This is a genomic window from Stenotrophomonas sp. GD03819, assembly GCF_029841665.1.
Lineage (GTDB): Bacteria > Pseudomonadota > Gammaproteobacteria > Xanthomonadales > Xanthomonadaceae > Stenotrophomonas > Stenotrophomonas geniculata.
On the sequence record NZ_JAOCEW010000014.1, the window covers coordinates 36,924 to 62,087 of the forward strand.

General features: G+C 64.5%; 16 protein-coding genes and 1 pseudogene. 9 read left to right on the forward strand and 8 right to left on the reverse strand.

Annotation, left to right across the window (positions count from 1 at the left end; translation table 11 throughout):
- Positions 1 to 8 precede the first annotated feature (8 nt).
- Entirely contained in the window at positions 9 to 716 is a 708-nt protein-coding gene (locus N5D45_RS10140; protein WP_134958098.1) for a C40 family peptidase, read from the reverse strand.
- 197 nt (positions 717 to 913) lie between these two features.
- The gene (locus N5D45_RS10145) at positions 914 to 1,492 is read right to left on the reverse strand and encodes a C40 family peptidase (protein WP_049454984.1); all 579 of its coding nucleotides are present in this window, start codon (positions 1,490 to 1,492) and stop codon (positions 914 to 916) included.
- A gap of 73 nt (positions 1,493 to 1,565) precedes the next feature.
- On the opposite strand from N5D45_RS10145, the gene N5D45_RS10150 reads away from it, so the two are divergent.
- The 7 genes from N5D45_RS10150 (at position 1,566) to N5D45_RS10180 (ending at position 8,196) form a co-directional block, all read left to right on the forward strand.
- Complete coding sequence (locus N5D45_RS10150; protein WP_010482989.1) at positions 1,566 to 2,048, forward strand: peptidylprolyl isomerase; 483 nt, start codon at positions 1,566 to 1,568, stop codon at positions 2,046 to 2,048.
- Positions 2,049 to 2,147: 99 nt separating this feature from the next.
- The gene (locus N5D45_RS10155; protein ID WP_197657281.1) at positions 2,148 to 3,392 is read left to right on the forward strand and encodes a DUF418 domain-containing protein; all 1,245 of its coding nucleotides are present in this window, start codon (positions 2,148 to 2,150) and stop codon (positions 3,390 to 3,392) included.
- Between the two features lie 3 nt (positions 3,393 to 3,395).
- Positions 3,396 to 4,646: an FAD-dependent oxidoreductase gene (locus N5D45_RS10160; protein ID WP_197657282.1), complete on the forward strand. Its 1,251-nt coding sequence runs from the start codon at positions 3,396 to 3,398 to the stop codon at positions 4,644 to 4,646.
- A complete protein-coding gene (gene gorA, locus N5D45_RS10165) occupies positions 4,643 to 6,001 on the forward strand; it encodes a glutathione-disulfide reductase (RefSeq protein WP_049454972.1) in 1,359 nt (452 codons plus the stop codon). Before N5D45_RS10160 ends, gorA begins: the two co-directional genes overlap by 4 nt.
- A 162-nt stretch (positions 6,002 to 6,163) precedes the next feature.
- The gene (locus N5D45_RS10170; RefSeq protein ID WP_029550870.1) at positions 6,164 to 7,084 is read left to right on the forward strand and encodes a DMT family transporter; all 921 of its coding nucleotides are present in this window, start codon (positions 6,164 to 6,166) and stop codon (positions 7,082 to 7,084) included.
- A complete protein-coding gene (locus N5D45_RS10175; protein WP_224329410.1) occupies positions 7,081 to 7,419 on the forward strand; it encodes an MGMT family protein in 339 nt (112 codons plus the stop codon). Before N5D45_RS10170 ends, N5D45_RS10175 begins: the two co-directional genes overlap by 4 nt.
- Before the next feature lie 93 nt (positions 7,420 to 7,512).
- Positions 7,513 to 8,196, forward strand: a complete 684-nt coding sequence (locus N5D45_RS10180) for a rhomboid family intramembrane serine protease (protein ID WP_049482152.1) — start codon at positions 7,513 to 7,515, stop codon at positions 8,194 to 8,196.
- A gap of 104 nt (positions 8,197 to 8,300) precedes the next feature.
- Here the strand turns inward: N5D45_RS10180 and N5D45_RS10185 are convergent, their stop codons facing one another.
- Together N5D45_RS10185 and N5D45_RS10190 are read right to left on the reverse strand one after the other, a co-directional pair.
- Positions 8,301 to 9,884 carry an NAD(P)/FAD-dependent oxidoreductase gene (locus tag N5D45_RS10185; protein WP_279938844.1) on the reverse strand — a complete coding sequence of 528 codons (1,584 nt, stop codon included), beginning with the start codon at positions 9,882 to 9,884 and terminating at the stop codon, positions 8,301 to 8,303.
- Between the two features lie 76 nt (positions 9,885 to 9,960).
- Complete coding sequence (locus N5D45_RS10190; RefSeq protein ID WP_057503579.1) at positions 9,961 to 10,455, reverse strand: VOC family protein; 495 nt, start codon at positions 10,453 to 10,455, stop codon at positions 9,961 to 9,963.
- Positions 10,456 to 10,774: 319 nt separating this feature from the next.
- Here N5D45_RS10190 and N5D45_RS10195 point away from each other — a divergent pair, with 319 nt between their 5' ends.
- A complete protein-coding gene (locus N5D45_RS10195; RefSeq protein ID WP_049482146.1) occupies positions 10,775 to 13,798 on the forward strand; it encodes a TonB-dependent receptor in 3,024 nt (1,007 codons plus the stop codon).
- A gap of 262 nt (positions 13,799 to 14,060) precedes the next feature.
- A pseudogene (locus N5D45_RS10200) lies at positions 14,061 to 14,253 on the forward strand (integrase core domain-containing protein); the annotation flags it as partial.
- 70 nt (positions 14,254 to 14,323) lie between these two features.
- On the opposite strand, the gene N5D45_RS10205 reads toward N5D45_RS10200, so the two are convergent.
- The 4 genes from N5D45_RS10205 to N5D45_RS10220 form a co-directional block, all read right to left on the reverse strand.
- Complete coding sequence (locus tag N5D45_RS10205; RefSeq protein WP_010483006.1) at positions 14,324 to 16,330, reverse strand: M13 family metallopeptidase; 2,007 nt, start codon at positions 16,328 to 16,330, stop codon at positions 14,324 to 14,326.
- A gap of 222 nt (positions 16,331 to 16,552) precedes the next feature.
- Positions 16,553 to 18,655 (reverse strand): M13-type metalloendopeptidase, encoded by a 2,103-nt coding sequence (locus tag N5D45_RS10210; RefSeq protein WP_279938846.1) that lies wholly within the window; start codon positions 18,653 to 18,655, stop codon positions 16,553 to 16,555.
- A gap of 190 nt (positions 18,656 to 18,845) precedes the next feature.
- Complete coding sequence (locus tag N5D45_RS10215; protein WP_049482143.1) at positions 18,846 to 21,863, reverse strand: TonB-dependent receptor; 3,018 nt, start codon at positions 21,861 to 21,863, stop codon at positions 18,846 to 18,848.
- Between the two features lie 308 nt (positions 21,864 to 22,171).
- Positions 22,172 to 24,961 (reverse strand): TonB-dependent receptor, encoded by a 2,790-nt coding sequence (locus N5D45_RS10220; protein ID WP_279938848.1) that lies wholly within the window; start codon positions 24,959 to 24,961, stop codon positions 22,172 to 22,174.
- Positions 24,962 to 25,164 lie beyond the last annotated feature (203 nt).

The window sequence follows — 25,164 nt, forward strand, 5'->3', positions numbered from 1 at the left end:
CCAGCGGGTCAGAGGTCGACCCGGCGGGCCTGCATGAACTTGTTGCCCCAGTAACCACTGAGCAGGGTGTCCACGCGGACGTCCTTGCCCGAGCTCGGGGCGTGCAGGAAGCGGCCATCACCGACATAGATGCCGACGTGGTCGACGCGGCCCTTGCGGCCGAAGAACACCAGGTCACCGGCGGCGAGCGCAGTGCGATCGTTGATCAGCTCGGCGTTGTCATCGTGGGCCATCTCGCGCGAGACGCGCGGCAGCTCGATACCCAGCGCCGAGCGGAACACGTAGCCGACCAGGCCGCTGCAGTCGAAGCCGCTGTCCGGGTTGCTGCCACCCCAACGGTACGGGGTGCCCAGCAGGGTCATTGCTCGGCGCAGCAGCGACTGCACCTTGCCGTTATCGGCGGCGGTGCCGACAACGCTGCCATTGGCGGCGCTGCTGGTGTCGTAGTTGGCGAGCAGGCGGCTGAGATCGCCGGCCACCACGGCCGAGCGGTCCATCAGCGGAATGGTGTCATTGGCGGCCAGGTGCGGCAGCAGCGCGGCCAGCGTGGCACTGGCGGCGGCATCGACGCGGCTGCGCTGCGGAGCAGCGGCCTCGGCCTTGGTGGCCGGTCGGGCGGTGCTCTCAGCCACCGGGGCCGGGGTCACATCGGAACGATTCGGAGCAGTCTGCGACCAGGCCGGAAGGCTGGTCAGACACAGTGCCAGGCCAAGCAACAGCGGGCGGGCACTACGTGAAGATACGGAAGTCTGGCCTTCGCTTTTCAGGTCGTCAGTCGTCACGCGTCGGTCACAGGAAAAAAACGATGGGGCATCATGCCCTGTAAAAGCGGCAATAAGTTAAAAATTCCGTTAGTAAATCGTTAGTTTCTTGGTGATGGGCGTCACAGTTTTGAACATATCGCCTGTTCATTTTAGCGAAGGACGCGTTTCGCCCCTGTGTAGTGGTCCTTCCAGTAGGGACCGCTGAGCGAGTCGAGGCGTACCGTGCCGCCGGTGCTCGGCGCGTGCACGAAGCGCCCTTCACCCACATAAATACCGACATGGGTGACGCTGCCGCGGCTGCCGAAGAACACCAGGTCTCCGGTGGCCAGGCGCTGCGGATCGATCTTCGGGCCCTGTACCGCCGCCAGGTCGCGCGAGGTGCGCGGCAGTTTCAGGTCCAGCATCTCGCGATAGACATAGGCGACCAGGCCGCTGCAGTCGAAGCCGGAATCCGGGGTGTTGCCGCCGTAGCGGTAGGGCGTGCCGACCAGGCTGATGGCACGCATCAGTACCGAGTTGGCCGCCTCGGGGTTGTCCGGCACGGTCTTGGGCCAGTTCGCCGTCGGCGGGGGGGGCGCGGGGCGGGGGGCCTTGCCGCCGCCGCAGGCGGTCATCAGCACGGGCAGGGCCAGCAGCAGGGCCGGGGCGAGGAGCCGGCGCAGGCCGGACGAAACTGGCGTGATGTGCATGATCTCCGGATAATGCGCCACCTTAGGATTGGCCGTCATGATGGCGGCGTCCCCGCCGGGCGACAACCCGCCCCAACCCGCCTGCCTTCGGCAGATCCAGACAGAGTTGCGCATGAAGATCGAAAAAGACCGCGTTGTCCGCTTCCACTACACCGTTTCCGAAGTCGGCCAGGAGCCGATCGAATCGTCCAAGGACCGCGGCGAGCCGCTGGCGATCCTGATCGGCCACGGCAACATCATCCCGGGCCTGGAAAACGCCATGATGGACAAGGAAGCCGGCGCGACCTTCAGCGTCGACGTCACTGCCGCTGATGCCTACGGCGAGCGCCGCGAGGGCCTGTCCCAGCGCGTGCCGAAGAAGCACTTCGGCAACACCAAGCTGGCCCCGGGCCAGCAGGTCGTGCTGCAGACCAACTTCGGCCCGCGTGCGGTGACCGTGCAGAAGGTCGGCATGAGCGTCGTCGACGTCGACCTGAACCACCCGATGGCTGGCAAGGACCTGCATTTCGACGTCGAAATCGTTGACGTGCGCGAAGCCGGCAAGGAAGAGATCGACCACGGCCACGTCCACGGCGACGGCGGCCACCACCACTGATCGCAGCGCGATCGTGATGGCAGCAACGGCCCGCTTCGGCGGGTCGTTGCGTTTCTGGAACACGACGCGGCCATACATGGCGTGTGGGCCGGCGGCATAATGGCGGACCTGCCTGACGGATGCCCCGTGAACGCCGCTTCTCCTTCCCTGCAGCCGGTGGCTTCCGGCGAACGCATCGCCATACTGGACGTGCTGCGCGGTGCGGCGTTGCTGGGCATCCTGCTGATGAACATCGAGGCCTTCAGCGGACCGCTGGACCTGGCTTTCACTGGCATCGACGTGCACTGGCAGGGCATCGACTACTGGGCCGATGCCTTTGTGTACGTGTTCGTGCAGGGCAAGTTCTTCACCCTGTTCTCGCTGCTGTTCGGCGCCGGCTTCGCGGTGATGGCGCAGCGCGCCGAGGCCGCCGGGCGCGACTTCACCCCGTTCTACCTGCGCCGCAGCGCTGGCCTGTTGCTGATCGGCCTGTGCCACGCACTGCTGGTCTGGTCCGGCGACATCCTGGTGATGTACGCGCTGGTCTCGTTGCCGCTGCTGGCCTGCCGCGAGGCGCCGCGCAGCTGGCTGCCGTGGATGGGCGTGACGGTCTACCTCGGCGGTATAGCGATGATGCTGCTGGTGGGCGCGATGGTGTCGATGGCTTCGACGGAAGACGTACAGAAGATGCTCGCCGACGCGCAGCAGAGCATCGAGCTGCAGCGCCTGGTGTACGGGCACGGCAGCTGGATGCAGGCCAATGCGCAGCGGCTGAGCGAGTTCGGCACGTCGATGGGCGCGCTGCTGATCACCGGCCCGGAGGTGCTGGGCATGTTCCTGATCGGCAGCTGGTTTGCCGGCAGTGGCGCGCTGGCGGCACCGGAGCGCTTCCCGCGCCTGTACGCGACGCTGCGCTGGATTGCGTTGCCGTTGGGCCTGCTGGTCACGTTGATCGGTGTTGCCTGGAAACCCTACCTGGCACCGGGTGCCTACAATCTGCCGGTGACAACCGCAATGGCACTGGTGACGATCGGTGGCCTGCCGATGTGCCTGGGCTACCTGGCGTGGATCGTGCATTGGCGTGCGCGGTTGGCCTGGCTGGCACCGGTCGGGCGCATGGCGTTGACCCACTACCTGGGCCAGTCGCTGCTGTGCACCTGGTTGTTCTACCACTACGGCCTGGGCGCGTTCGAAATGATGCCACGCAGCGTGCAGCTGCTGTTCGCACTGCTGTTGTTTGCCGTGCAGGTGGCCCTTTCACACGTCTGGTTGCGCCGCTTCCGCTTTGGCCCGATGGAATGGTTGTGGCGCGCGATGACCTACCGGCAGTGGCCGCCGATGCGGCGCGAGGCCGGGCAGGGCTGATCGATGCAGGGCGCGCGCGAGGATGTGATCGTGGTGGGCGCCGGTGCCATCGGCCTGGCCACCGCGCTTGCGCTGTGCGCGAACGGCCGGCAGGTCCGTATGATCGAGCGGGGACGCGTGGGTGCGGCGACTTCGCATGGCAACTGCGGCACCATCACCCCCAGCCACGCGCCACCGCTGGCAGCGCCTGGTGTGCCGTTACGGGCGCTGCGCTGGATGCTCGATCCGCGTGCGCCGCTGTACGTCCGTACACGCCTGGACCCTGCATTGTGGCGCTGGCTGCTGCAGTTCGGGGCGCGCTGCAACGCGCGTGACTGGCTGCACTCCACGCGGGCGCGCGGCGCACTGTTGAATGATTCACGGCTGCGCCTGGCGCAGTGGGTGCGGACGCATGCGCTGGACTGCGAGTTCGAGGCGCGCGGTCTGGACTATGTGTTCGGTGACGCCCGCAATTTCGATCACCATGCAGCCGAGTGTGAGGCGCTGAACGCGCAGGGCATCGCCACGGTGCGCATCGATGGGGCCGACTACGCGCGCGACAATCCAGCGTTCCATGATCGCCTTGCCGGTGCGATCCACTTCCCCGGCGATGCGCATCTGCGTCCGGACCGCTACACCGCCGAACTGGCGCGCGTGCTGCGCGCACAGGGCGTGGTGATCGAAGAGCACTCGGGCATGCGGGATTTCAGCGCCGACGCGCAGGGTGTGCGCGTGCACGTCGGCGAACGCACGCTGCACGCACGCGAGCTGGTGCTGGCGACCGGGCCGTGGTCACCGCGCTGGGCACGGCAACTGGATCTGCGCGTGCCGATCCAGCCCGGCAAGGGCTATTCGCTGACCTGGTCGCGACCGTCGCAGGTGCCGCAGCGCCCAGTCGTGCTGAAGGACCATTCCGTGTTCGTGATTGCCTGGCGTGAAGCACTGCGACTGGGCGGCACCATGGAATTCGCCGGTGCCGACCCGCAGCTGCGCACGACCCGCCTGCAGGCCCTGCAGCACGCTGCCGACCACTACCTGCGCGCGCCGCGTGGTGCGCAGCTGCAGGAGCAGTGGTGCGGTTGGCGTCCCATGAGCGTGGACGATGTGCCGTTGATCGGCCGCGCGCCCGCACATCCTCACGTCTGGCTTGCAGCGGGGCATGGCATGCTCGGCATCAGCATGAGCGCCGGCACCGGCCAGCTGATCGCCGATCTCGTCTGCGGCCGCACGCCGGCGATCGATCCTGCCCCTTACCGACCCGAGCGATTCCGATGAGCACTGCACCCTATGATTACGACCTGATCGTCCTTGGCGGCGGTTCCGCCGGCCTGGCTGGCGCGATCCGCGCCGCGCAGCACGGCAAGCGCGTGGCGATGCTGGAGCCTGGCGAACTGGGCGGAACCTGCGTCAATGTCGGCTGCGTGCCGAAGAAAGCCATGTGGCTGGCGGCCGACCTGCACGAGCGCATCGGCCTGGCCAGTGCGATGGGCTTCGATGTCGAAGCGCGCCCGGCGCTGTCGTGGAAGGAACTGGTGATCCATCGCCAGGCCTATATCAGCAACATCCACACCAGCTACCACAAGCGCCTGGACGAAACCGGCGTGGTGCGCATTCCGGCGCGTGGTCATCTGCTCGATGCCCACACCGTGGCCTGCAGCGATGGCGTGCGCTACAGCGCCGAGCACATCCTGATCGCCACCGGCGCGCACCCGCTGCGGCCCGACATTCCCGGCGCCGAACTGGGCCTGGTCTCCGATGATTTCTTCGATCTGCGCGCGGCACCGGCCGAGGTGGCGATCATCGGTGGCGGTTACATTGCGGTGGAGCTGGCCGGCCTGCTGCAGGCACTGGGCAGCAAGGTCAGCCTGCTGGTGCGCGGCCAGCGGCTGCTGGATCGCTTCGACTACGAGCTGACCGATCAGCTGGCCGAGAACCTGAAGCAGCAGGGCGTGCGCATCCATTTCGGCTATCGCCTGCGCGAACTGCAGCGCGATGGCGAGCGTGTGCGTGCATTCGGCCATGATGGTCCGCTCGACAGCGTATTCGATGCGGTGTTCTTCGCCACCGGCCGTCGCGGCAACAGTCGCGACCTGGGCCTGGAAGCGCTGGGCATCGGCATCGGTGAGCACCAGCAGGTGGAGGTGGACGAATGGCAGACCACCAGCGTGCCGAACGTGCATGCGGTGGGTGACATCGCAGGCAAGGTTGGCCTGACCCCGGTGGCGGTGGCTGCATCGCGGCGCCTGATGGATCGGCTGTTCGGCGGCCGCCCGCAGTCGAAGATGGACTATGAGAACGTCGCCAGCGTGGTGTTCTCGCATCCACCGCTCGGCGCGGTGGGCATGAGCGAAGAAGAGGCGCGCGCCCGTTTCGATCAGGTGAGCGTGTATCACAGCCGTTTCCGCCCGATGCTGCAGGCGCTGGCCAACGGCACCCAGCGCAGCCTGTTCAAGATGGTCTGTGCTGGTCCGGAAGAGCGGGTGGTGGGCATCCACCTTCTGGGCGAAGCGGCCGACGAGATCCTGCAGGGCTTCGCGGTGGCGGTGAAGATGGGGGCGACCAAGGCCCAGTTCGACGACACCGTGGCGATCCACCCGACCTCGGCCGAGGAAGTGGTGCTGATGCGCTGACCTGGGCGGTTGTAGAGCCGAGCCTATGCTCGGCTGCATTCCGTGCAGACATGGTGCAGCCGAGCGCAGGCTCGGCTCTACAGGGCACCTGGCGCCCCCATGCGATACTGGGCGCCCCCCAATGCGTTTCCGGGCCGCCCTATGCGGCCCGCCGTCGTCCTGATGTCCAGCCCCGCTTCCCGTATCGCCACCGCTTCCCCGCGCATCGCGCTGGGGGGTATCGGCCTGGCCGCGATCGGCGCCATCGCCGCCTCCGGCAAGGCCATCATCGTCAAGCTCGGCCTGCGCCACGGCGTCGATGCCACCACGTTGCTCGCCCTGCGCATGCTGATGGCGCTGCCGCTGTTCGTGCTGATGGCACTGTGGGCTGCGCGCCGGGCAGAGCCGCTGTCCTGGGCCGACCGCGCCCGCGTGCTGTGGCTGGGCTTCACCGGCTACTACCTGTCCAGCCTGCTCGATTTCCAGGGCCTGCAGTACATCAGCGTGACCCTGGAGCGGCTGATTCTTTACTTGAACCCGACCCTGGTGCTGCTGATCAACGTGCTGCTGGCACGGCAGCGCCCGGGCCGCTGGCAGATCGGTGCGCTGGTGCTGAGCTATCTGGGCGTGCTGCTCGCCTTCGGCCACGATCTTCAGCGCGAGGGCGGGCAGATCATCGTCGGCAGCCTGCTGGTACTGGGCAGTGCGCTCAGCTACGCGCTGTACCTGTTCGGCAGTGGCCAGGTGGTCGCGCGCATCGGTGCGGTGCGCCTCACCGCCTACGCCAGCTGCGTGGCCAGCGTGCTGGTGCTGCTGCATTTCGCGGTGACCCATCCGCTGCCGTTGCTGTGGCAGGCACCGGCGCCGGTGCAATGGCTGTCGCTGGTCAATGCCACCGTGTGCACGGTACTGCCCGTGCTGGCGATCATGCTGGCGGTGCAGCGCGTGGGTTCGTCGCTGGCCGCGCAGGTCGGTATGCTGGGCCCTGTTTCCACCATCGTGATGAGCCTATGGCTGCTCGACGAACCGATGGGGCCGGCACAGATCGCCGGCACCGTGCTGGTGCTGATCGGTGTACTACTGGTGACCCGCCTGCGGCGCTGACGCCGGAGCAGGCGCGGGCGCGCATCCTGGCGGTGATCCGCGCGATCCCGGCGGGGCAGGTGATGGGCTATGGCCAGGTGGCGATGCGTGCCGGCCTGCCGGGGCGTGCGCGCTTGACCGCGCGCATCCTCGGCCAGAACGACGATCCCGACCTGCCCTGGCATCGCGTGCTGCGTTCGGACGGGCGCATTGCCATGGAAGAAGGGTCGGCTGGTTGGCGCGAGCAGTCACAACGGCTGCGTGCCGAAGGTGTGGTGGTGGAGAACGGCCGGGTGCGGATGCCGGCCACCGATCCGGCCGCGGCGCTGGATGCCGCCGTGTGGGGCCCGGGCTGAGCACCGCTGGCGACTGAACAGGCTGCGCCTGCCGGTCGCCAACAACACACGGTGCTGCGGCTATGATGGAGGCCGTTCCATGCCGGTGCTCCCATGTTCCCGCGACTGCCTACCGTCACCAAGGCCCTGCTGATCGCCAACGCGATTCTGTTCCTGCTGCAGCAGCCGTTCCTGCTCGGCATGCAGACCTTCGAGCCGTTCATGCTGCAACCGCTGCAGCAGGGCTTCGATGCGTTCTCGCCGGGCGGCAACTTCCAGCCGTGGCAGCTGCTGACCTATGGCTTCCTGCATGGCAGCTTCGGCCACCTGTTCTTCAACATGCTGGCGGTCTTCATGTTCGGCGCGCCGCTGGAGCAGACCTGGGGCGAAAAGCGCTTCCTGCTGTACTACCTGGTGTGCGTGGCTGGCGCCGGTGTCTGCCAGCTGCTGGTGGGTACCCTGCTGGAGAATCCGGCCACGGTGCTGGGCGCCTCCGGCGGCGTGTTCGGCCTGCTGCTGGCCTACGGCATGCTGTTCCCGAACCAGCGGGTGATGCTGCTGTTCCCGCCGATCCCGATGAAGGCACGGACCTTCGTGATCCTGTTCGGTGTGGGTGAGCTGGTGCTGGGCATGACCGGCTGGCAGCCGGGCGTGGCCCACTTCGCGCATCTGGGCGGCATGCTGTTCGGTTGGCTGCTGATCCGCTACTGGCGCGGGCAGCCGCCATTCAACAAGCGTCGCCCGCCCGGCCCGCCCGGCCCGCCGAAGCGCCCGAACCATCTGCGCAGCGTGAAGTGAGGCGCGATGCGCCTCGCTTCACGCGGGTAGGTGCCAACTTTGGTTGGCACACCTTGGCCAGGATCATTTGACGCGGTAGGTGCCGACCGTTGGTCGGCACGCCTTCAGAGATCCTGCAACACCACCTGCGCCGCATTGTGACCTGGCGCGCCGGTCACGCCACCACCGGGATGGGTACCCGACCCGCATAGATACAACCCGGGCAGGGCACCGCGATAGCCGGCCTGGCCAACCATCGGCCGTGCCGAGAACAACTGGTTGGCACTGAGCGCACCGTGGAAGATGTCGCCCCCGATCAGCCCGAACGTGCGCTCCAGATCCAGCGGTGACAGGACCTGGCGGCCCAGCACGCTGTCAGCGAAACCCGGTGCATACCGCTCAACGGTGGCGATCATCAGATCGGCCACTGCTTCACGACGATCATCCCAGTGACGCCCGTCGGGCAGCACCGGCGCCACGTGCTGGCAGAACAGGCTGGCGACGTGCTGCCCCGCTGGCGCCAGTGAGTCATCCAGTGTGCTGGGAATCAGCATCTCCACGATCGGTTCGCGCGACCAGCCGTCGCGCCGCGCATCCAGCCACGCGCGATCCATGTAGTCCAGGCTGGGGGCCAGGATGATGCCCGCGCTCAGGTGCGGGCCGGGGCCGGGCAGGGCGCGGAAGTCCGGCAGCCGCGACAGCGCCACGTTCATCCGGAAGGTACCCGAGCCACAGCGCCACTGCGCCATGCGCTCACGTGTGGCAGCCGGTACCTGCGCCGGCTCCAGCAGCTGTTCGTACAGCAGCTTCGGATTGACGTTGGCGACCACCGCGCGTGCACGCAGGGTTTCGCCGTTGGCCAGTTCCACCCCCACGGCGCGGCCCTGTTCGGTCAGTACCCGTTGCACGCCGGCATCCACGCGCAGTTCCGCACCGGCCTCGCGTGCAGCGGCGGCGATGGCCTGGCTGATCGCGCCCATGCCACCGATCGCATGGCCCCACGCACCTTTCACGCCATTGCACTGGCCGAACACGTGATGCAGCAACACGTAGGCACTGCCCGGCGTGTACGGACTGGCGTAGTTGCCGACGATGCCATCGAAGCCGAACAGCGCCTTGATCGGCTCGCTCTCGAACCAGCGGTCCAGGTACTCCGCCGCTGACAGCGTGAACAGGTCCAGCAGCTCCTGTCGCAGTGGTGCATCCAACGCCGCCAGTTCGCGGCCGAGCTTTCCCATCTGCCACAGCGCGGATAGTGCGCGCCAACCACCCGCCACGCCCAGGTCCGGTGGTGTACGCAGGGCCCACGCACGCAGCACGTCGGCGAAAATCTCCAGTCGCGCTTCATATGCGGGCAGGCGCTGTGCATCCCGCTCGGAAAATTTCGCCACCTCGGCTTGGGTGCGGCCGGGCGCCGACAACAGGTGGCGGCCGTCCGGCAATGGCAGGAAGTTGTTGACGGGGCGCGCGACGATGCGCAGCCCATGCGCATGCAGCTGCAGGTCGTCGATCACCTTCGGCTGCAGCAATGACACCGTGTACGACGCCACCGAGTTGCGGAAGCCGGGATGGAACTCCTCGGTGACCGCGGCGCCGCCGAGCACACCACGCCGTTCGAGCACCAGCACCTGCCTGCCGGCGCGTGCCAGATAGGCTGCACAGACCAACCCGTTGTGGCCACCGCCGATGATGATTGCATCCCAGGACATCAGCACCTCGGGAAAAGGGGACGGAGGGGATCAAGTCGCAATTCGCATGGGGTCACCGGCAATGGGGAAAAACGACTTAATCCCCTCCGTCCCCTTTTTTGATCGCTGCTTCGATGGTGGCGATGTCGATCTTCTTCATCGGCATCATCGCGTTGAAGGCGCGCTTGGCCAGTGCCTTGTCCTTGCTGGTCACCGCTTCGATCAACATGCGCGGGCTGATCTGCCAGGAGATGCCCCAGCGGTCCTTGCACCAGCCGCATTGGCTCTCCTGGCCGCCATTGCCCACGATCGCGTTCCACAGGCGGTCGGTCTCGGCCTGGTCCTCGGTCTGGATCTGGAAGGAGAAGGCTTCGTTGTGCTTGAACGCGGTGCCGCCGTTGAGGCCGACGCAGGGGATGCCGCAGACGGTGAATTCGACGGTCAGAACGTTGCCTTCCTTGCCGTCGGGGTAGTCGCCGGGTGCGTGATGCACGGCGGTGACCGCGCTGTCGGGCAGGATACTGGCATAGAAGGTGGCGGCCTCGAGCGCGCCGTTGTCGTACCAGACACAGATCGTGTTCTTGTGTGCCATCAGCGTGGGCTCCGCAGCGGGGGAGATACCAGCGATAGCACGTCGACCGTTAATCCGGCATCTGCTGACACTCGCACGTAAAGACGCGTCAGGGAAGGGCCGGAGATGGCTGCAAGTGACTGAAAGATAAATTAAAAGTGGATTATTTTCACTATTGTGTCGAAATTTGTCTTTCAAGATCAAATGGTTACATTTGTTCATCTGCCGTTGCGGATGCGTGATTGATGAAATTAAGATCGGGTTCAGTTGTCGTAAGGCCTTCGCTTTGCTGCAGCGCAATTGCCACAGACGCCTGATCTCACTGAATCAAGGAAACTTCATGACCAGCCGCACCAACGTTGCACGGTTGAAGCGCACCGCCCTCGCAGTCGTCCTGACCTCATTCATTGGCGCAGCCGCCGCGCAGAGCACCACCGGCTCGCTGTTCGGCAGTGCCCCCGCCGGCACCACCATTGTCGTGCAGAGCGACACCGGCCTGACCCGATCAGCGACGGTCGACAGCAGTGGACGCTACAACCTCGGTTCGTTGCCGGTAGGCAAGTACACCATTACCCAGCAGCGCGATGGCCAGATCGTCGAGCGTCGCGAGAACGTGCTGCTGAGGGTCGGCGGCGGTACCGAGGTGTCGTTTGGCGGCGGTGCGGCCGGCGCGACTACGCTTGGCACTGTGAACGTGGTTGCGGCCAACGTGCCGAAGATCGACGTCAGCAACACGGTCTCCAAGTCGGTGATCACCTCCGAGCAACTCGACGTGCTGCCCCTGGGCCGTAGCGCTGAAGCCATTGCGCTGCTGGCGCCGGGCGTGGTGTCTGGCAGTGGATCATTCACCAACGGTTCGCGGTCGGTGTTGTCGTTCGGTGGCTCCAGCGTTACCGAGAACGCCTACTACCTCAACGGCTTCAACGCGTCCAACCCGCTGAGCAACCTCGGTGGTGTCAGCCTGCCCTATGGTTCGATCGACCAGCAGGAAACCTACATGGGCGGCTACGGTGCCGGCTATGGTCGATCTACCGGTGGCGTGATCAATCAGCTGGGCAAGCGCGGTACCAACGAATGGCATTTTGGTGTGCAGGCAACGTGGGCACCCGACTCGTTGGCTGCCTCCGCGGCGACGGTGATGTATCCGGACCGCGAGTTGCCCGCAGGCTACGCCTATACCAAGGATTCGCTGCGTGGCAGCCTCTATCGCTATCGTAAGGACGATGCCGCGACTCGCACCACGTACAGCGGTTATGCCAGCGGCCCGTTGATCGAGGATCGCCTGTTCATCCACTTGGCCGCCGAGAAGGACCGTACGGAAGGCGTGTCGACGAACAGTGCTGCGGCCTCGCAACAGGTTCGCAACCACTACACGATCGACACGCCGAAGTTCTACGGCAAGATCGACTGGAACATAAACGACAGCAATACCCTTGAGTACACCCGTGTGCAGAACACCGATCGCACTGGTGGCTACTACCGGTCGTTCGAGTACGACGACCTGACCGAAGGCGATCGCACCGGGACCTTCCCGAATACCACGAAGGTCAAGGACGATTTCGATATTTTCAAGTACACCGGCTACCTGACTGATGACCTGACCCTCAGTGCGGTCTGGGGACGCAGCAAGCAGAGCAACCTGGAATCCAACCCGGCCTCGTCCGGTATCCCCTATCTCAGTGCCCCGGGTAACCAGGACCCCGCCATCACGGGCGGACGTCCGATCCGCAACAGCCAGCCTGAGCTCTATGAAAAGGCTGCAGATGCGGGCAGCAAGACGCGTGGCTTGCGACTGGATCTGCAGTATCGGATCGGTGACCACGAGCTGACCGGTGGTATCGACAACATGTACTACCAGGGGCACAACGAAGGCCAGAAGGTCACGGGCCCCGGCTACGCGTGGATCTATGGACGCGTCGAGCCCGGCGAATCGCCGAGCCCGCGCTTTGACATCGCGCCACCGCCGGGTGATGGCTACTTCGTGCAGAAGTACATCTTCTCCACCACCACCAGCATGTCGGTCAAGCAGAAGGCCTACTATCTGGAGGATCGCTGGCAAGTCACGCCGAACTGGCTGCTGACCATCGGCGTGCGCAACGACAAGTTCACCAACTACAACAGTGATGCCAGGCCTTATGTGGAGAGTGGCGATCAGTGGGCGCCGCGCCTTGGTGCAAGCTGGGACGTGTTCGGCGATTCGTCGCTGAAGTTGTTTGCCAATCTCGGCCGCTACTACCTGGCACTTCCGAACAGTGTGGCTATTCGCGGTGCTTCAGCATCGACCTTCACTCGCGAGTACTTTGCCTACAACGGCATTGATGAGAACGGTGTTCCGACGGGCCTCACCGCGCTTGGCCCGGGTCCGGTGTCGTCCAACAACGAGTATGGCCAGACCCCGGATCCGCTGTCGGTAGCTCCAACAGACCTGAAGTCGCAGTATCAGGACGAACTCATTCTTGGTTTCGAGAAGACGCTGGGTGAGCGCTGGAACTCCGGTGCCAAATTCACCTATCGCCGCCTGCAGTCGGCCATCGACGACACCTGTGACTCGGACCGCATCATCGACAAGCTGGACGCGATGGGCGTTGATTCGAGCGATCTGGTGATCCCGGGTTGCGTGATCTTCAATCCCGGCAAGACGAACACGATCATGCTCAAGCATGCCGATGGCTCGGGCTATACGCCGGTACGGATGAGTTCGGCAGACTGGGGTTTCGGGAACAAGAAGGCCAAGCGCGACTACATTGCTGTGGACCTGTTCATCGAACACCCGCTGAGTGACAAGTGGTATGGCCGCCTGGACTACACTTGGTCGCGCAACTTCGGCAATACCGAGGGCCAGGTGAAGTCGGACATCGGACAGGATGATGTATCCAAGACGCAGGACTGGGACGCCGGGGCGTTGATGGAATACGCGGGCGGGTACCTCGCCAACGACCGACGCCACCAGCTGAAGGGCTACGGTGCATACATGTTCAATGACGAGTGGTCAGCGTCGGCGACCCTGCGTATCATGTCTGGAATGCCGAAGAGCTGCCTGGGCTACTACGGCACCGATGAAAGCGATCCTCTGGGTTACGATGCAGCGTATCACTACTGTGGTGGCACGCCTTCGCGTCCGGGTGACGCCGGCCGTACGCCATGGACCACGCGCGTGGATCTGGGGGTGATGTATCGCCCTGCGTTTGCCGATCACAAGTTGGCATTCGGTCTGGATGTCTTCAATGTGCTCAATCAGCGTCGTGCCGTGCAGACCGATGCGGTATATGGGGATGCCCCCTACACTGTGTCGAACACCTACGGTATGGGCACGTACTTCAGCGCACCGCGTTCGGTCCGTGTCAGTGCGTCGTACGACTTCTGATCGTAGTCGCGTGTCGACCTCTCCATGAGATGAATGGGACCCCGGCATTGCCGGGGTCCTTTTTTTGGAGTGACTGTCACAGGAAAAGGGCGCCCTGAAGGCGCCCTTTTCCTGTTGCCTGACCCGTCCTGAATTGGGTTGACACCTCTTCCCTACGGAAAAGGAATGTTCAATGAAATCAACAATCAGGCGCAGCCAACGGGACTATTCGCTGGCCTTCAAGCTGTCGGTGGTCGACCAGGTGGAGCGCGGGGAACTGACCTACAAAAAGGCGCTGGCGGAGCGGATCAACGGGATACTCAAAGGAGAATTTCTGCTTCGTCGCCCACGGGACCTTGGGACAGGCCCGGCAGATGGTGGCTGAGGCAGTGGAGGTCTATAACGCGGAGCGACCCCATCTGTCCCTTAAAATGCAGACGCCCAATGCGGTGCATCGGGCGTCTTTGGCCGCCTGAGGGCGGCCAGATCATCCACCCCATAGGTGTCAACCTATGGCAGGACGGGTCAGCCGCTACAACCGCATGATCAGCGCCAGACCTTGATCTGTTCCGCTTCGCTGCGCTGCATCGGCTGGCCGGCCTTGCAGCTGAAAGTAGCACCGAAGGCCGGCAGGTTGGCCAGCGTGCCGTTGCTGCGCCACAGGCCCGGTGCGCGGATGTCGGCGGTCAGGCGGCGCACGGCCTCGTTCGGCGCCAGCTGCTGCGCCCACAGCGCAGACCAGGCGCGGAAGAAGCCCTGCTGCTGGGCCTGCTTGGCCTTCGGCTCCTGCGCGACATACGCCGCCCAGGCCAGTTCCAGGCCAGCGATGTCGGCCAGGTTCTCTTCCTGGGTGAGCGTGCCGTTGACCTTGGCACCCTTCACGCCCGGGAAGTCGTAGGCGCTGTACTGCGCGGCCACGCGGCTGCCGAGCAGGGTCCAAGCGGTCTTGTCGGCCGGGGTCCACCAGCTGCGCAGCTCGCCCTTGGCGTCGACCAGCGCGCCCTTGGCATCGATCGCGCGGGTCAGCTCATGGCCGACCAGGCCACCGAAGCTGCCGAACTTGTCGGCAGCATCGGCCTTGGCGTTGAACACCGGGCCCTGCAGGATCGCGGCGGTGACGATCAGGCGGTTCTGCGCCAGGTCGTAGGCCAGCGACGGCTGCTGCGGCAGCACGTCCCAGCGACGGTCGGCGTTGCCCTTGCCGATGCGCTTCATTTCTTCGCGATGGCGCCAGGTCGAAGCAATCAGCATGTTGCCGCCGAACGAGCCGCGGCCCATCGGTTGCACGCTGTAGTCGAGGTCGCGCAGCGGGGTGCCGATCTCGATCTTCAGCGCGGCCAGCTTGGCCTGCGCTTCGGTCTTGGCTTCGGCGCTCATCCAGCTGCTGTTCTTGACCGCCTCGATCTGCACTTCGCGCACCTTGTCGACGATCCACGCCGCCTGGCGGCGATCTTCGGCGGACAGGTAACGGGCAGCGTACTCGCGACCGACCATCGGGCCGGCGGCCACGTTGATCGCCTCCAGCACATCTTCCCAGCGCTGCGGCGGCAGGGTTTCGCCACGCAGCACGCGGCCGCGGAATTCGAACTCGGCGTCGCGATAGGCCTTGGACAGGTACGGTGCCATCGAGTCGCCCACGCGCCAGCGCAGGTAGGCCTTCCACTGGTCCGGCTTGAGCTTGGTGACCATGCCGTCGAGCTGCTTGAACAGGCCCGGGTCGGCCAGCGAGACCAGGTCGTCATCCACGCCCTGTGCCTTCAGGAAGGCATCCAGCTGCAGGTTGCGGTAGCGGCTGTTGAGCTCCTTGGTGGAGATCGGCGCGTAGTTGTTGAACGGGTTGTTGATGCCGGCCAGCGACTGCGCATTGCGTGCCAGCTCGGTTTCCAGCGCGATCACCGCCTGCGACTCGGCATCCAGCTTGGCAGCCGGGGTGCCGGTCAGCGCCAGGATCTGCTTGACGTAGTTGCGGTAGCGGCCCATCAGCGCCACGGTGTCGGCGTCGCTGCGGGTATAGAACGCCGGGTCCGGCAGGCCCATGCCGCCCTGCATGAAGTAGCCGATGTGGCGGTCCAGCGCCTTCAGGTCCACGTCCGGGCCGAAGTTGAATGCCACCGGGATGCCGACCTGGTGCAGTGCGGCGATCGAGGCCGGCACATCCTTGGCCTTCTTGATGGCATTGATGCGGGTCAGCAGCGGGGCGATCGGGTTGGAGCCGTCTGCTTCCACGGCGGCTTCGTCCAGGCCGCTGGCCCAGAAGTCACCCAGCAGTTTCTGCACGTTGCCCTGCGGCGCCTTCATCGCGGCGTCGAGCAGTTCACGCTGCTGCTGGCGGCTGCGGTCGACAAGCTGGCCCAGCGCGGTGGTGGCGCCGGTCTGCGGCACCGGGTTGGCCTTCAGCCAGCCTGCATTGGTGGCGTCATAGAAGTCGCTGCACTGGGCACTGACAGCCGGGGCACGCGCGGCCTTTTTCTTGGCAGCGAACGCGTCGTGGGTCGGGACCAGGGTCGCCAGGCTGATGCCCAGGGCGATGGCAAGCGGACGGAAGTTGGGCATGTGGAACGAATCCGTGATGGATTGAGGGCGCGCGCACTATAGCAAGCCGGGCATCGACGCGGCATGCACGCGTCGCGGTGCATTCGCCGACCAAGGTCGGCAGCTACCGGGGAGCGCCGGGATCAGTAGATCCACGCCATGCGTGGATGAAAGACACCCCAGAAAAACAAAGGCCCGGGAATTCCCGGGCCTTTGCAGGTCTGCCTTGGCGTCAGCCGTGGCTTACCAGATCACCACCTGCTGCTCGCCAGTGCGGGCCATCGGCGAACCGGCCTTGCACTGGAATGCGGCGGCGAAGGTCGGCAGGTTCGACGGCGCACCCATGGCGCGGAACTGCGCCGGCGCGTGCGGGTCGGTCGCGAGGCGGACCTTGGCGTTTTCCGGGGTGTACTTGGTGCGCCACACGGTAGCCCAGTTGAAGAAGAAGCGCTGGTCACGGGTGAAGCCATCGACCTTTGCATCTTCCTTGCCGGCGGAGGCCTTCTGCAGCGCGTCGTAGGCGGTAGCCAGGCCACCCAGGTCGGCGATGTTCTCGCCCAGGGTCAGGTGGCCGTTCACGGCCTGGCCGTCGACCTTGTACTGGTCGAACTGCTTGACCAGCTTGCCGGTCAGGCCTTCGAAGTTCTTCTTGTCAGCGGCGGTCCACCAGTCTTCCATGTTGCCGGTCGGCCCGAAGCGTGCGCCCTGGTCGTCGTAACCGTGGGTCATCTCGTGGCCGATCACCGCACCGATGCCGCCGTAGTTCAGCGCGTCATCGGCCTTCGGGTCAAAGAACGGCGGCTGCAGGATGGCGGCCGGGAACACGATCTCGTTCTGCAGCGGGTTGTAGTAGGCGTTGACCGTCTGCGGGGTCATGCCCCACTCGGTCTTGTCCACCGGCTTGCCGATCTTGGACAGGTTGAACTTGTAGTTGAACTCGCTGGCAGCGCGCACATTGCCCAGGTAGCTGTCGCGCTGGGTCTGCAGGCCCGCCCAGTCACGCCACTTGTCCGGGTAACCGATCTTCGGGGTGAAGGTTTCCCACTTGGCGATGGCCTTGGCCTTGGTTTCATCGCTCATCCAGCTCAGGCCCTGGATGCGTTCCTTCAGCGAGGCGGCCAGGTTCTTCACCAGCTCTTCCATCTTCGCCTTGGCTTCCGGCGAGAAGGCAACCTTCACGTACAGCTGGCCGAAGGCTTCGCCGGCATCGTTCTCGATGGTGCCCAGCACGCGCTTCCAGCGCGGCTTCTGTTCCTTCTGGCCGTTGAGGGTCTTGCCGTAGAACTCGTAGTTCTCCTGCACGAAGGCGTCGGCCAGATACGGCGAGGCGCTGTCCACGGTGTGGAAGCGCAGGTAGGCACGCCACACCGACGGATCTGTGTCGCCCAGTGCCTTGCTCACTTCCTCATGGAAGGCCGGCATCGCCAGCGAGAACTTCTTCGGTGCGGCCACGCCCTGCGACTTGAAGAACTCGGTCCAGCTGAAGTTCGGGGTCAGCTTGTCGGCGTCGGCCAGGGTGACCGGGTTGTAGTACAGCTCGACGTTGCGCGACAGCTCGACGCGCGACTTGGAGGCCTTGGCCAGGCGGGTCTCGAACTTGACCACGTCCTCGGCCTGCTTGGCAGCGTCGGCAGCGGCGACGCCGGACAGCTCCAGCACCTTGGCGACGTGCGCCTGGTAGGCCTTCAGCTTGTCGGCGTTCTTGGCATCGGTGTAGTAGGTGCTGTCCGGCAGGCCGAGGCCGCCCTGGCTGGCGTAGGCCAGGTTGACGGCCGAGTTCTTGAAGTCGGCTTCGGCGCCGAAGCCAAACAGGACGTTGTCACCCTTGGCCGCGCTGCTGCGCAGGTAGTCGGCGATGGCCGCCTTGTCCTGCAGGCCGTCGATCGCCGTCAGGTCGGCCTTCAGCGGCTCGATGCCCTGGGCATTGATCTTGGCCTCGTCCATGCCGGTGGCCCACAGGTCGCCGACGATCTTCTCGATGTGGTTCGGGTTCTTGACCTGCGCGACCTGTTCAGCCAGCTGGTGCTGCACGGCCACCGAACGCTCGTCGAGGATGGTGAACGCGCCCCAGCTGGTGCGGTCGCCCGGAATTTCATTGGCGGCCAGCCACTTGCTGTTGACGTAGTCGCCGAAGGCGCCGCAGGCGTCCTTGCTGGTATCCAGATCGCTGGGCTGGAAGGCGTTGTAGGCCGGCAGCTTGCTCTCGTCCAGGGTGTACTGGGTGGCTTCGGCCGCAGCCGGCGTGGAGGCGGTGGCGTCCTTGGCCGGGGTTTCGTTCTTGCCGCAGCCGACCAGCGCGGCCGAAACGGCCAGGGTCAGCAGCACGATCTTGGGAGTACGGGTCACTTTGATGGCCTCCAGGCCGAGTGAGTCAGGGAAGGGCCGCGGGGACGGCCGTGGGCCGAACGATACGCCGCCGGCCTGCCCTGCAAGGGTGTCGAAGGTCATGGCCGGGCGCAAGGGGGCCGTTTCGTGGCCCGGAAAAGACAGACCCGGCAAAAGCCGGGTCTGTCGGGGTGCTGCAAGTGTGGATGGATCAGAACTTGTAGTTGACGCCCATGTACATGAAGCGGCCGACGTTGTCGTAGTACGCCGAGCCCAGGTCCGCGCCGAAGTAGTTGACCGGCGGATCCTTGTCGAACACGTTGTCCACGCCCAGGTACACCTCTACGCCGGAGTCAGCCATTTTGTAGCCGACCTGCATGTTGTGATAGGTGAACGACGGGTTCCAGATCGGGCTCTGCGAACCCGGATTGCTGTTGTAGCTCTCCGGGAACACGCGCAGGTTGCGGTGGATGTACACCATGTCCCAGCTGGCGCGGAAGTTGCCCAGCGTGTACTTGGCGGTGAACTGGCCACGCCAGCGCGGGTTGGTCACGTAGTTCGAACGTTCCTTGTATTCGTTCGGGAAGTCCTGGAACTCCCACTCACGCGATTCCAGCAGGCGGGTGCCGACCAGGCGCAGGTTGGTGTGGCCACCAAACATGCCGAAGTCGTAGTTCATTTCCAGGTCGATGCCGGTACGACGGCTCTTGGCCAGGTTCTCTGCGATCGCAGTCCAGTCGTAGATGCTGTATGCCGGGAACTCAGCACCGTTCGCACCGACCGCACCGCCCACCGGCGCGCGCTTGATGTTGCCGCAGAAGGCGTTGTTGATGCCCCCCGGCGAATCGACACAGCGGGTTGCCAGGGTTTGGGCGTTGACCGCACCGATAGCGTCCTTCAGGGTGATACGCCAGTAGTCGACCGACATGCCGAAGCCTTCGAAGAACTCCGGCTGCCAGACGAAACCAATCGAGGTGGACTCGGCGCGCTCCGGCTTCAGGTTCGGATTGCCGCCGCTGACGCCTGGACGGTTGGCGCTGTACGAGTCAACCCAGTTTGCCGGAATGCCCAGAGCCGCGCAGTTGGCGGCGCGCAGCGCCGGATCGCCAGCGGTGCCCGGACGGTTCGAATTGGTGGCGTTGGTGTTGCAGGGGTCGGCGATGGTCGCGAAGTTCTGCGACTGCTCGTCATACAGTTCGCCGATGTTGGGTGCGCGGATGGCCTTGGCCAACGTACCGCGAACGCGCAGTGACGGGATCACTTCCCAGTCCAGGCCGACGTTCCAGGTCTTGGTCGAACCGATGGTGTTGTAGTCCGAATAGCGGCCAGCCAGATCCAGCGACAGGCGGCGGATGCCCGGGATGTCGGCCAGCAGCGGGATGTTGGTTTCGGCGAACACTTCCTTGACGTTGTACGAACCGCCACCGCCGTTGATGGCGTTGAGGAAGGTGGCACCGGAGGCTGCCAGCGGATCGGTACGCTCCTGGCTCTTCTCCTTGCGGTACTCGGCGCCGGCCGCAATGCCGACATCACCGGCCGGCAGCGAGAACAGCGCGTTGTTGCTCACCGACGCGCTGAACACGGTCTGCTGCAGTTTGCCGAAGTAGTGCGAACGGGTATTGAACCAGTCGGCCGCATTCTGCGGCACGGCGCCATCACCGAAGATGCTGAAGGGAATGCAGCCCGAACCGATCAGGTCGCGGTTGTAAGCGCGGCCACCGGCATTGGCGTTGGTGGCATTGGCATCGCGGTCGACACGGCAGACGATCTTGCCGCTTGAATCGCGGACTGCGTCCAGACCTGCCTGCCAGCGCTCGTTGATGCGGTTGTTGACGTTGACGCGGTTGATCTCGGTCTCGCCATAGTTGCCAGAGGCCTCGTAGCTCCAGTTGTCACCGAACATGCCTTCCACGCCGAAGACAAAGCGCTTGGTCTCGCGCTTGACTTCCTCGCCGCGGCGGCCCGCGTCGACATTGAATCGGGCTATCTGCAGCTGGGTCAGACCGTTGGCATCCATCAGGGCGCCCAGCTCAGGGCTGATGAAAGCATTGTCGCGACGGATGCGGATGGTGTTGTCGAAAGCGGGCTGGCCGAAGAAGGTCGATTCCGTCTTGGTGTACTTGCCTTCGAAGAACAGGCGGTGCTTGTCGTTCAGGTCGAAGTGGGCGACGGTGTTGACGCTCAGGCGGTCGAACTTCGGCTGCAGGTCGGCAACAGCGTTCAGATCGGTGAAGTCACAGTTGACGCACGAGGAAGGGCTGACCACTGGCCCATCGAAACGGTTGCGGCTGAAGCTGCCATCCGGATTGAAGTGATAGCGGTACTGGTAGGTGTTGGGCTTGGTGAAATCGAACGTGCCACCGGCTTGGAACGAACCGCCGTAGGAGGTGGAGTAGTTGCCGCCCGGGCGGGCCAGGACGGTCTGCGGGTTGCTCTCGCTCGGCGGCTTGGTGCGATCGAAATTCGGATTGGGCACGGTCACGTCGTAGCGTTTACCGATCGAACGGTCGCCACGGCCGAAACGATCCTGCTGGCTGTACTCGACTGCCACGGCGACATTGCCTCGGCCGTCGGCGAAATTGGTGCCCGCGGTAGCCGACACGAAGCCGCGATTGAAGCCGCCTTCGCCCGCAATACCCTTCTGCGCGCGGGCCTCGAAGCCCTCGTAGTTCTTCTTCATGATGAAGTTGACCACGCCGGCCACGGCGTCGGCGCCATAGATGGCCGATGCGCCGCCGGTGATGACTTCAACGCGCTCGATCCACTCCACCGGGATGGTGTTGACGTCGACCGCGGTGCTGCCGGGATTGGCACCGACATGGCGACGGCCGTTGACCAGCACCAGGGTACGGTCGTAGCCCATGCCGCGCAGGTCCATCAGGCCCAGGCCGGCGGTACCGATGTAGCGAGTGGAGTTGCCGAGGGTGAACGAAGGTGCCAGCTGCGGCATCTTGTTCATCAGGTCGCTGATGGTCAGCGCGCCGGTCTGGCGGATTTCTTCGGCGGTGATGGCGGTAACCGGCGAGGATGTCACGAAGCCCGTACGCGCGATGCGCGAGCCGGTCACGCTGACCCGGTCAAGATCGACCGGGTTGGAATTGGTTTCCTGCGCGAAGGCAGGTGCCGAGCTCGCTGCAAGCAGGCCGACGAGCAGAGCGCTAGTCAGCGGGTGGCGGCCGGGTGTACGGGTCTTGGTCATCGTAGTGGATCCCCTTGTTGACTGAAGCATGCTGATTCCATTCAGGCGTTACAGTGGCGTTCATGTGTAGGCCTGTGGTTCATCGAACCTAACACGGGCTTAACGAAAAAAGGAGGTTCGCGTTACTCTGTGTCTCGAAATGTGCATTCGTTGGACTTGAAAGTGCAATGAATTCGGTAGCTTGGTCTCATTCGTGATGTGCATGTTCAGTCTTTATGAGTTGAAGATGAATGGGCGGAATGGGGTGCCTTTGCGCAGCGAGACAGGTTGACTGGCCAAAAAAAAGGCCCCGCCGAAGCGGGGCCTGGTCCAGACACGGAGTCCGGAAAACGACGGGATCAGAAGTTGTACTTGACCTGGGCCGAGATCTGGCGGCCGTAGACGCTGTAGAAGCCGTCGTTGAACGGGGTCGATTCGTTGCCCGGGTAGTTGTAGCGCTGGCCTTCCGGCAGCTTGTTGAACACGTTGTTGACCATCAGCGACAGGACCAGATCTTCCTGTGCCTGGTAGTTCATGCTCAGGTTGTACGTGGTGTACGAACCCCACTTGCCGGCCTTGGCGCCGGAGGAGTGGACGTAGCCGTAGCTGCGGCCGGTGTAGGCCAGGTAGTTCGGGGTGCTGCCGACGTAGTTGGCGTACACAGTGGTGGTGAACTTGGCGATGTTCCAGGCCACCGACAGATCGCCGCGGACCTTGGCGAAGTTGTCGTAGTACCACATGTTGTAAGGGTCGCTCAGCAGGTCGAGCTTGGCGGCGCCCGGCATCGGCTGCACTTCACGCTTCAGCATGTTGGTGTAGTTGCCGGAGAACATCAGCGAGCCGAAGCGGCCGATATCCTGCTGGTACTTGGCCGCCACGGTCACCGCTTCCAGGTTCTGGCTGGCAACGTTGAGCTTCGGCGTGTATACGCGGGTCAGGTTGCCACCGGCGTCGCGGGATATCCAGTTGGTCACGTCACCGCAGCTGGCCGAGGTGTTGTTCGGCAGGCCGTTGTGGCACTGGTACTCGGCCAGCAGCAGCTGGTCCGAGCTCAGGGTCTTGACCTCGTTCTTGATCTTCCAGTTGTAGTAGTCGGCCGACAGCGAGAAGTTGCTGACCGGGGCCCACACCACACCTGCGCTCCAGACATCGGCGGTGATCGGCTTCAGGTCCGGGTTGCCGGACTTTTCGCTGTACACCGAGGTGTTCTTGTAGAACGAGCAGGCCTCATCACGCAGGCCATAACCCATCTGGCTGCAGCGGTAGTAGTCGTTCTGGCCGGACGAGTACGAACCGCTCATGCCCTGGAAGGCATCGGACAGGGTCGGTGCGCGGAAGGCGGTACCGTACTTGCCGCGCAGCAGCAGGCTCTCGATCGGACGGAATTCCAGGCCGATGCTGTAGGTGGCCTTGTCGACGGTCTTGTCGGCGATCTTGAAGGCGTCATAGCGGCCCGAGGCGCTGACGGTCAGGGTGTCGTGCAGCGGCATGCGCAGTTCGCTGGTGACCGCGTAGTTGCTGCGGTGGCCGGCGCCGGCGACGGCGGTGGTGCCCCACACGTTGCCCTTGACGAACGCCTGGTCCGGCGAGTAGTCCCAACCTTCGCTGCCACCTTCCAGCACGACGGCCAGGCCGGCGTCACCGCCCGGCAGGCTGAACAGCGAGCCGTTGGTCACCTGCACGCGACCCAGGTTCTGCCAGGTCTTGCTGCGGTGGGTACCGTAGCCGGTGAAGCTGGCGAACTGGTCAGGGGTGATCGGCGAGTAGAAGGCCGCGTAGTTCGGGTTGTAGATGTCGAAGCCATCAGCGGTGGTGCCCAGCTTGGGGCCCAGCACGTTGTCGACGAAGAAGCCATCGATCTTGTCTTTCCAGCGCACGAAGCGGTTCTGGTCCAGGCGGTACTCGCCACGGGTGAAGCTGGCGCTGTAGTCCCAGTCGCCGACCATGCCCTTGCCGCCCAGGGTGACCTGGTACGCACGGCTTTCGTCGGAGTTCATGATGTTGTTGTAATGGCCCGGGCCGATTTCTTCCGGCGCGAAGGCGCGCTGCAGGTTCACGACCTTGCCCAGGCCCTGGTCGTAGAAGCTGCCCAGGCTCGACTTGGTGCCCCACCACAGGGCGCTCGAGCCGGAGGTGAACTCGGTCTTTTCCTTGCTGTACAGCACGTCGGCGAACAGCTGGAAGTTGTCGTTCACGTCGAAGGTCATCGACGAGTAGAACTGGCCGCTGTTCTTGCCGTTCTTCAGGGTCTTGTAGCCGGCGCTGTACACCGAACCGCAGGACTCGCCCGACGCGCGCTGGCCGACCACGGTGGTGCCGTCATACAGCCCAGCGACGTTGGCGCAACGGCTCGGGTCCATCATCAGCAGCTTGTTGTCAGCGTTGGTGATGACGGCGAAGTCGTTCGACGGAACCTGGGCGGTGTAGCCGACCGGGTTGTTCTGGCGGGTGATGTCGCGCTGGTAGCCCCAGATCGGGCTGCCGTTCTCGATCTGCACGTTGAACAGCGCATGGAAGCGGTCGTCGAAGGCGTTGATGCCCTTGGCAGCGCTGAAGCGGATGTTGCTGCCGCCGCCTTCGGTGTAGGTGCCGCCACGGAGGGTCATGGTGCCGCCGTCCATGCGCTCCTTCAGGATGATGTTGACCACACCGGCGATCGCGTCCGAGCCGTACAGCGAGGACTGGCCGCCCGGCAGCACTTCGATCCGCTCGACGATGTCGATCGGAATGCCGCTGATGTTGTTGAAGGTTTCGCTGCCGTTGTACAGCGCCGGATACGAGAGCATCGGGCGGCCGTTGATCAGGTACTTGGTGTAGCCCGGATTCAGGCCGAACATGCCGGCGGCTTCGGCGCCCTGGGTGAACGAACCCGAGGTCTGGCCGCCCTGCAGGCCGCCAGTGGTCAGCGACGACTGCTGCAGCACTTCAGCAACACTGCTGAAGCCGCGGGTCTGGATGTCTTCGGCGGTGATGGACATCACCGGGGTCTGGGTTTCAACCTGGGTCTGCGGGATCAGCGAACCGGTGACGGTGATCTTGTCCAGGTTGGTCGCCTTGTCCTGGGCCATTGCCGGGGCGGCGGCCATCAGAGCGGAAATCAGGGCGACGGCGAGCGTGTTGCGACGTGCGGTGTTGCTTACGTAGTTCATGTAGTTCCATTGGAGAGCAAAAACAAAAACGGCACTGCGCATGCGCCATCGCGCGGGCTGGGAATGCCAGCTCCGCAGCCCAAAACAGTGCGGGTCGAACGTAACATGAACTTAACAATCTGTGCACGAATCTGTAGCAATCCTGAATTTCAGTCAGGTTACGTCCAGCTTGTATGATGCTCGGTTATTCCCCCTGACCCCGC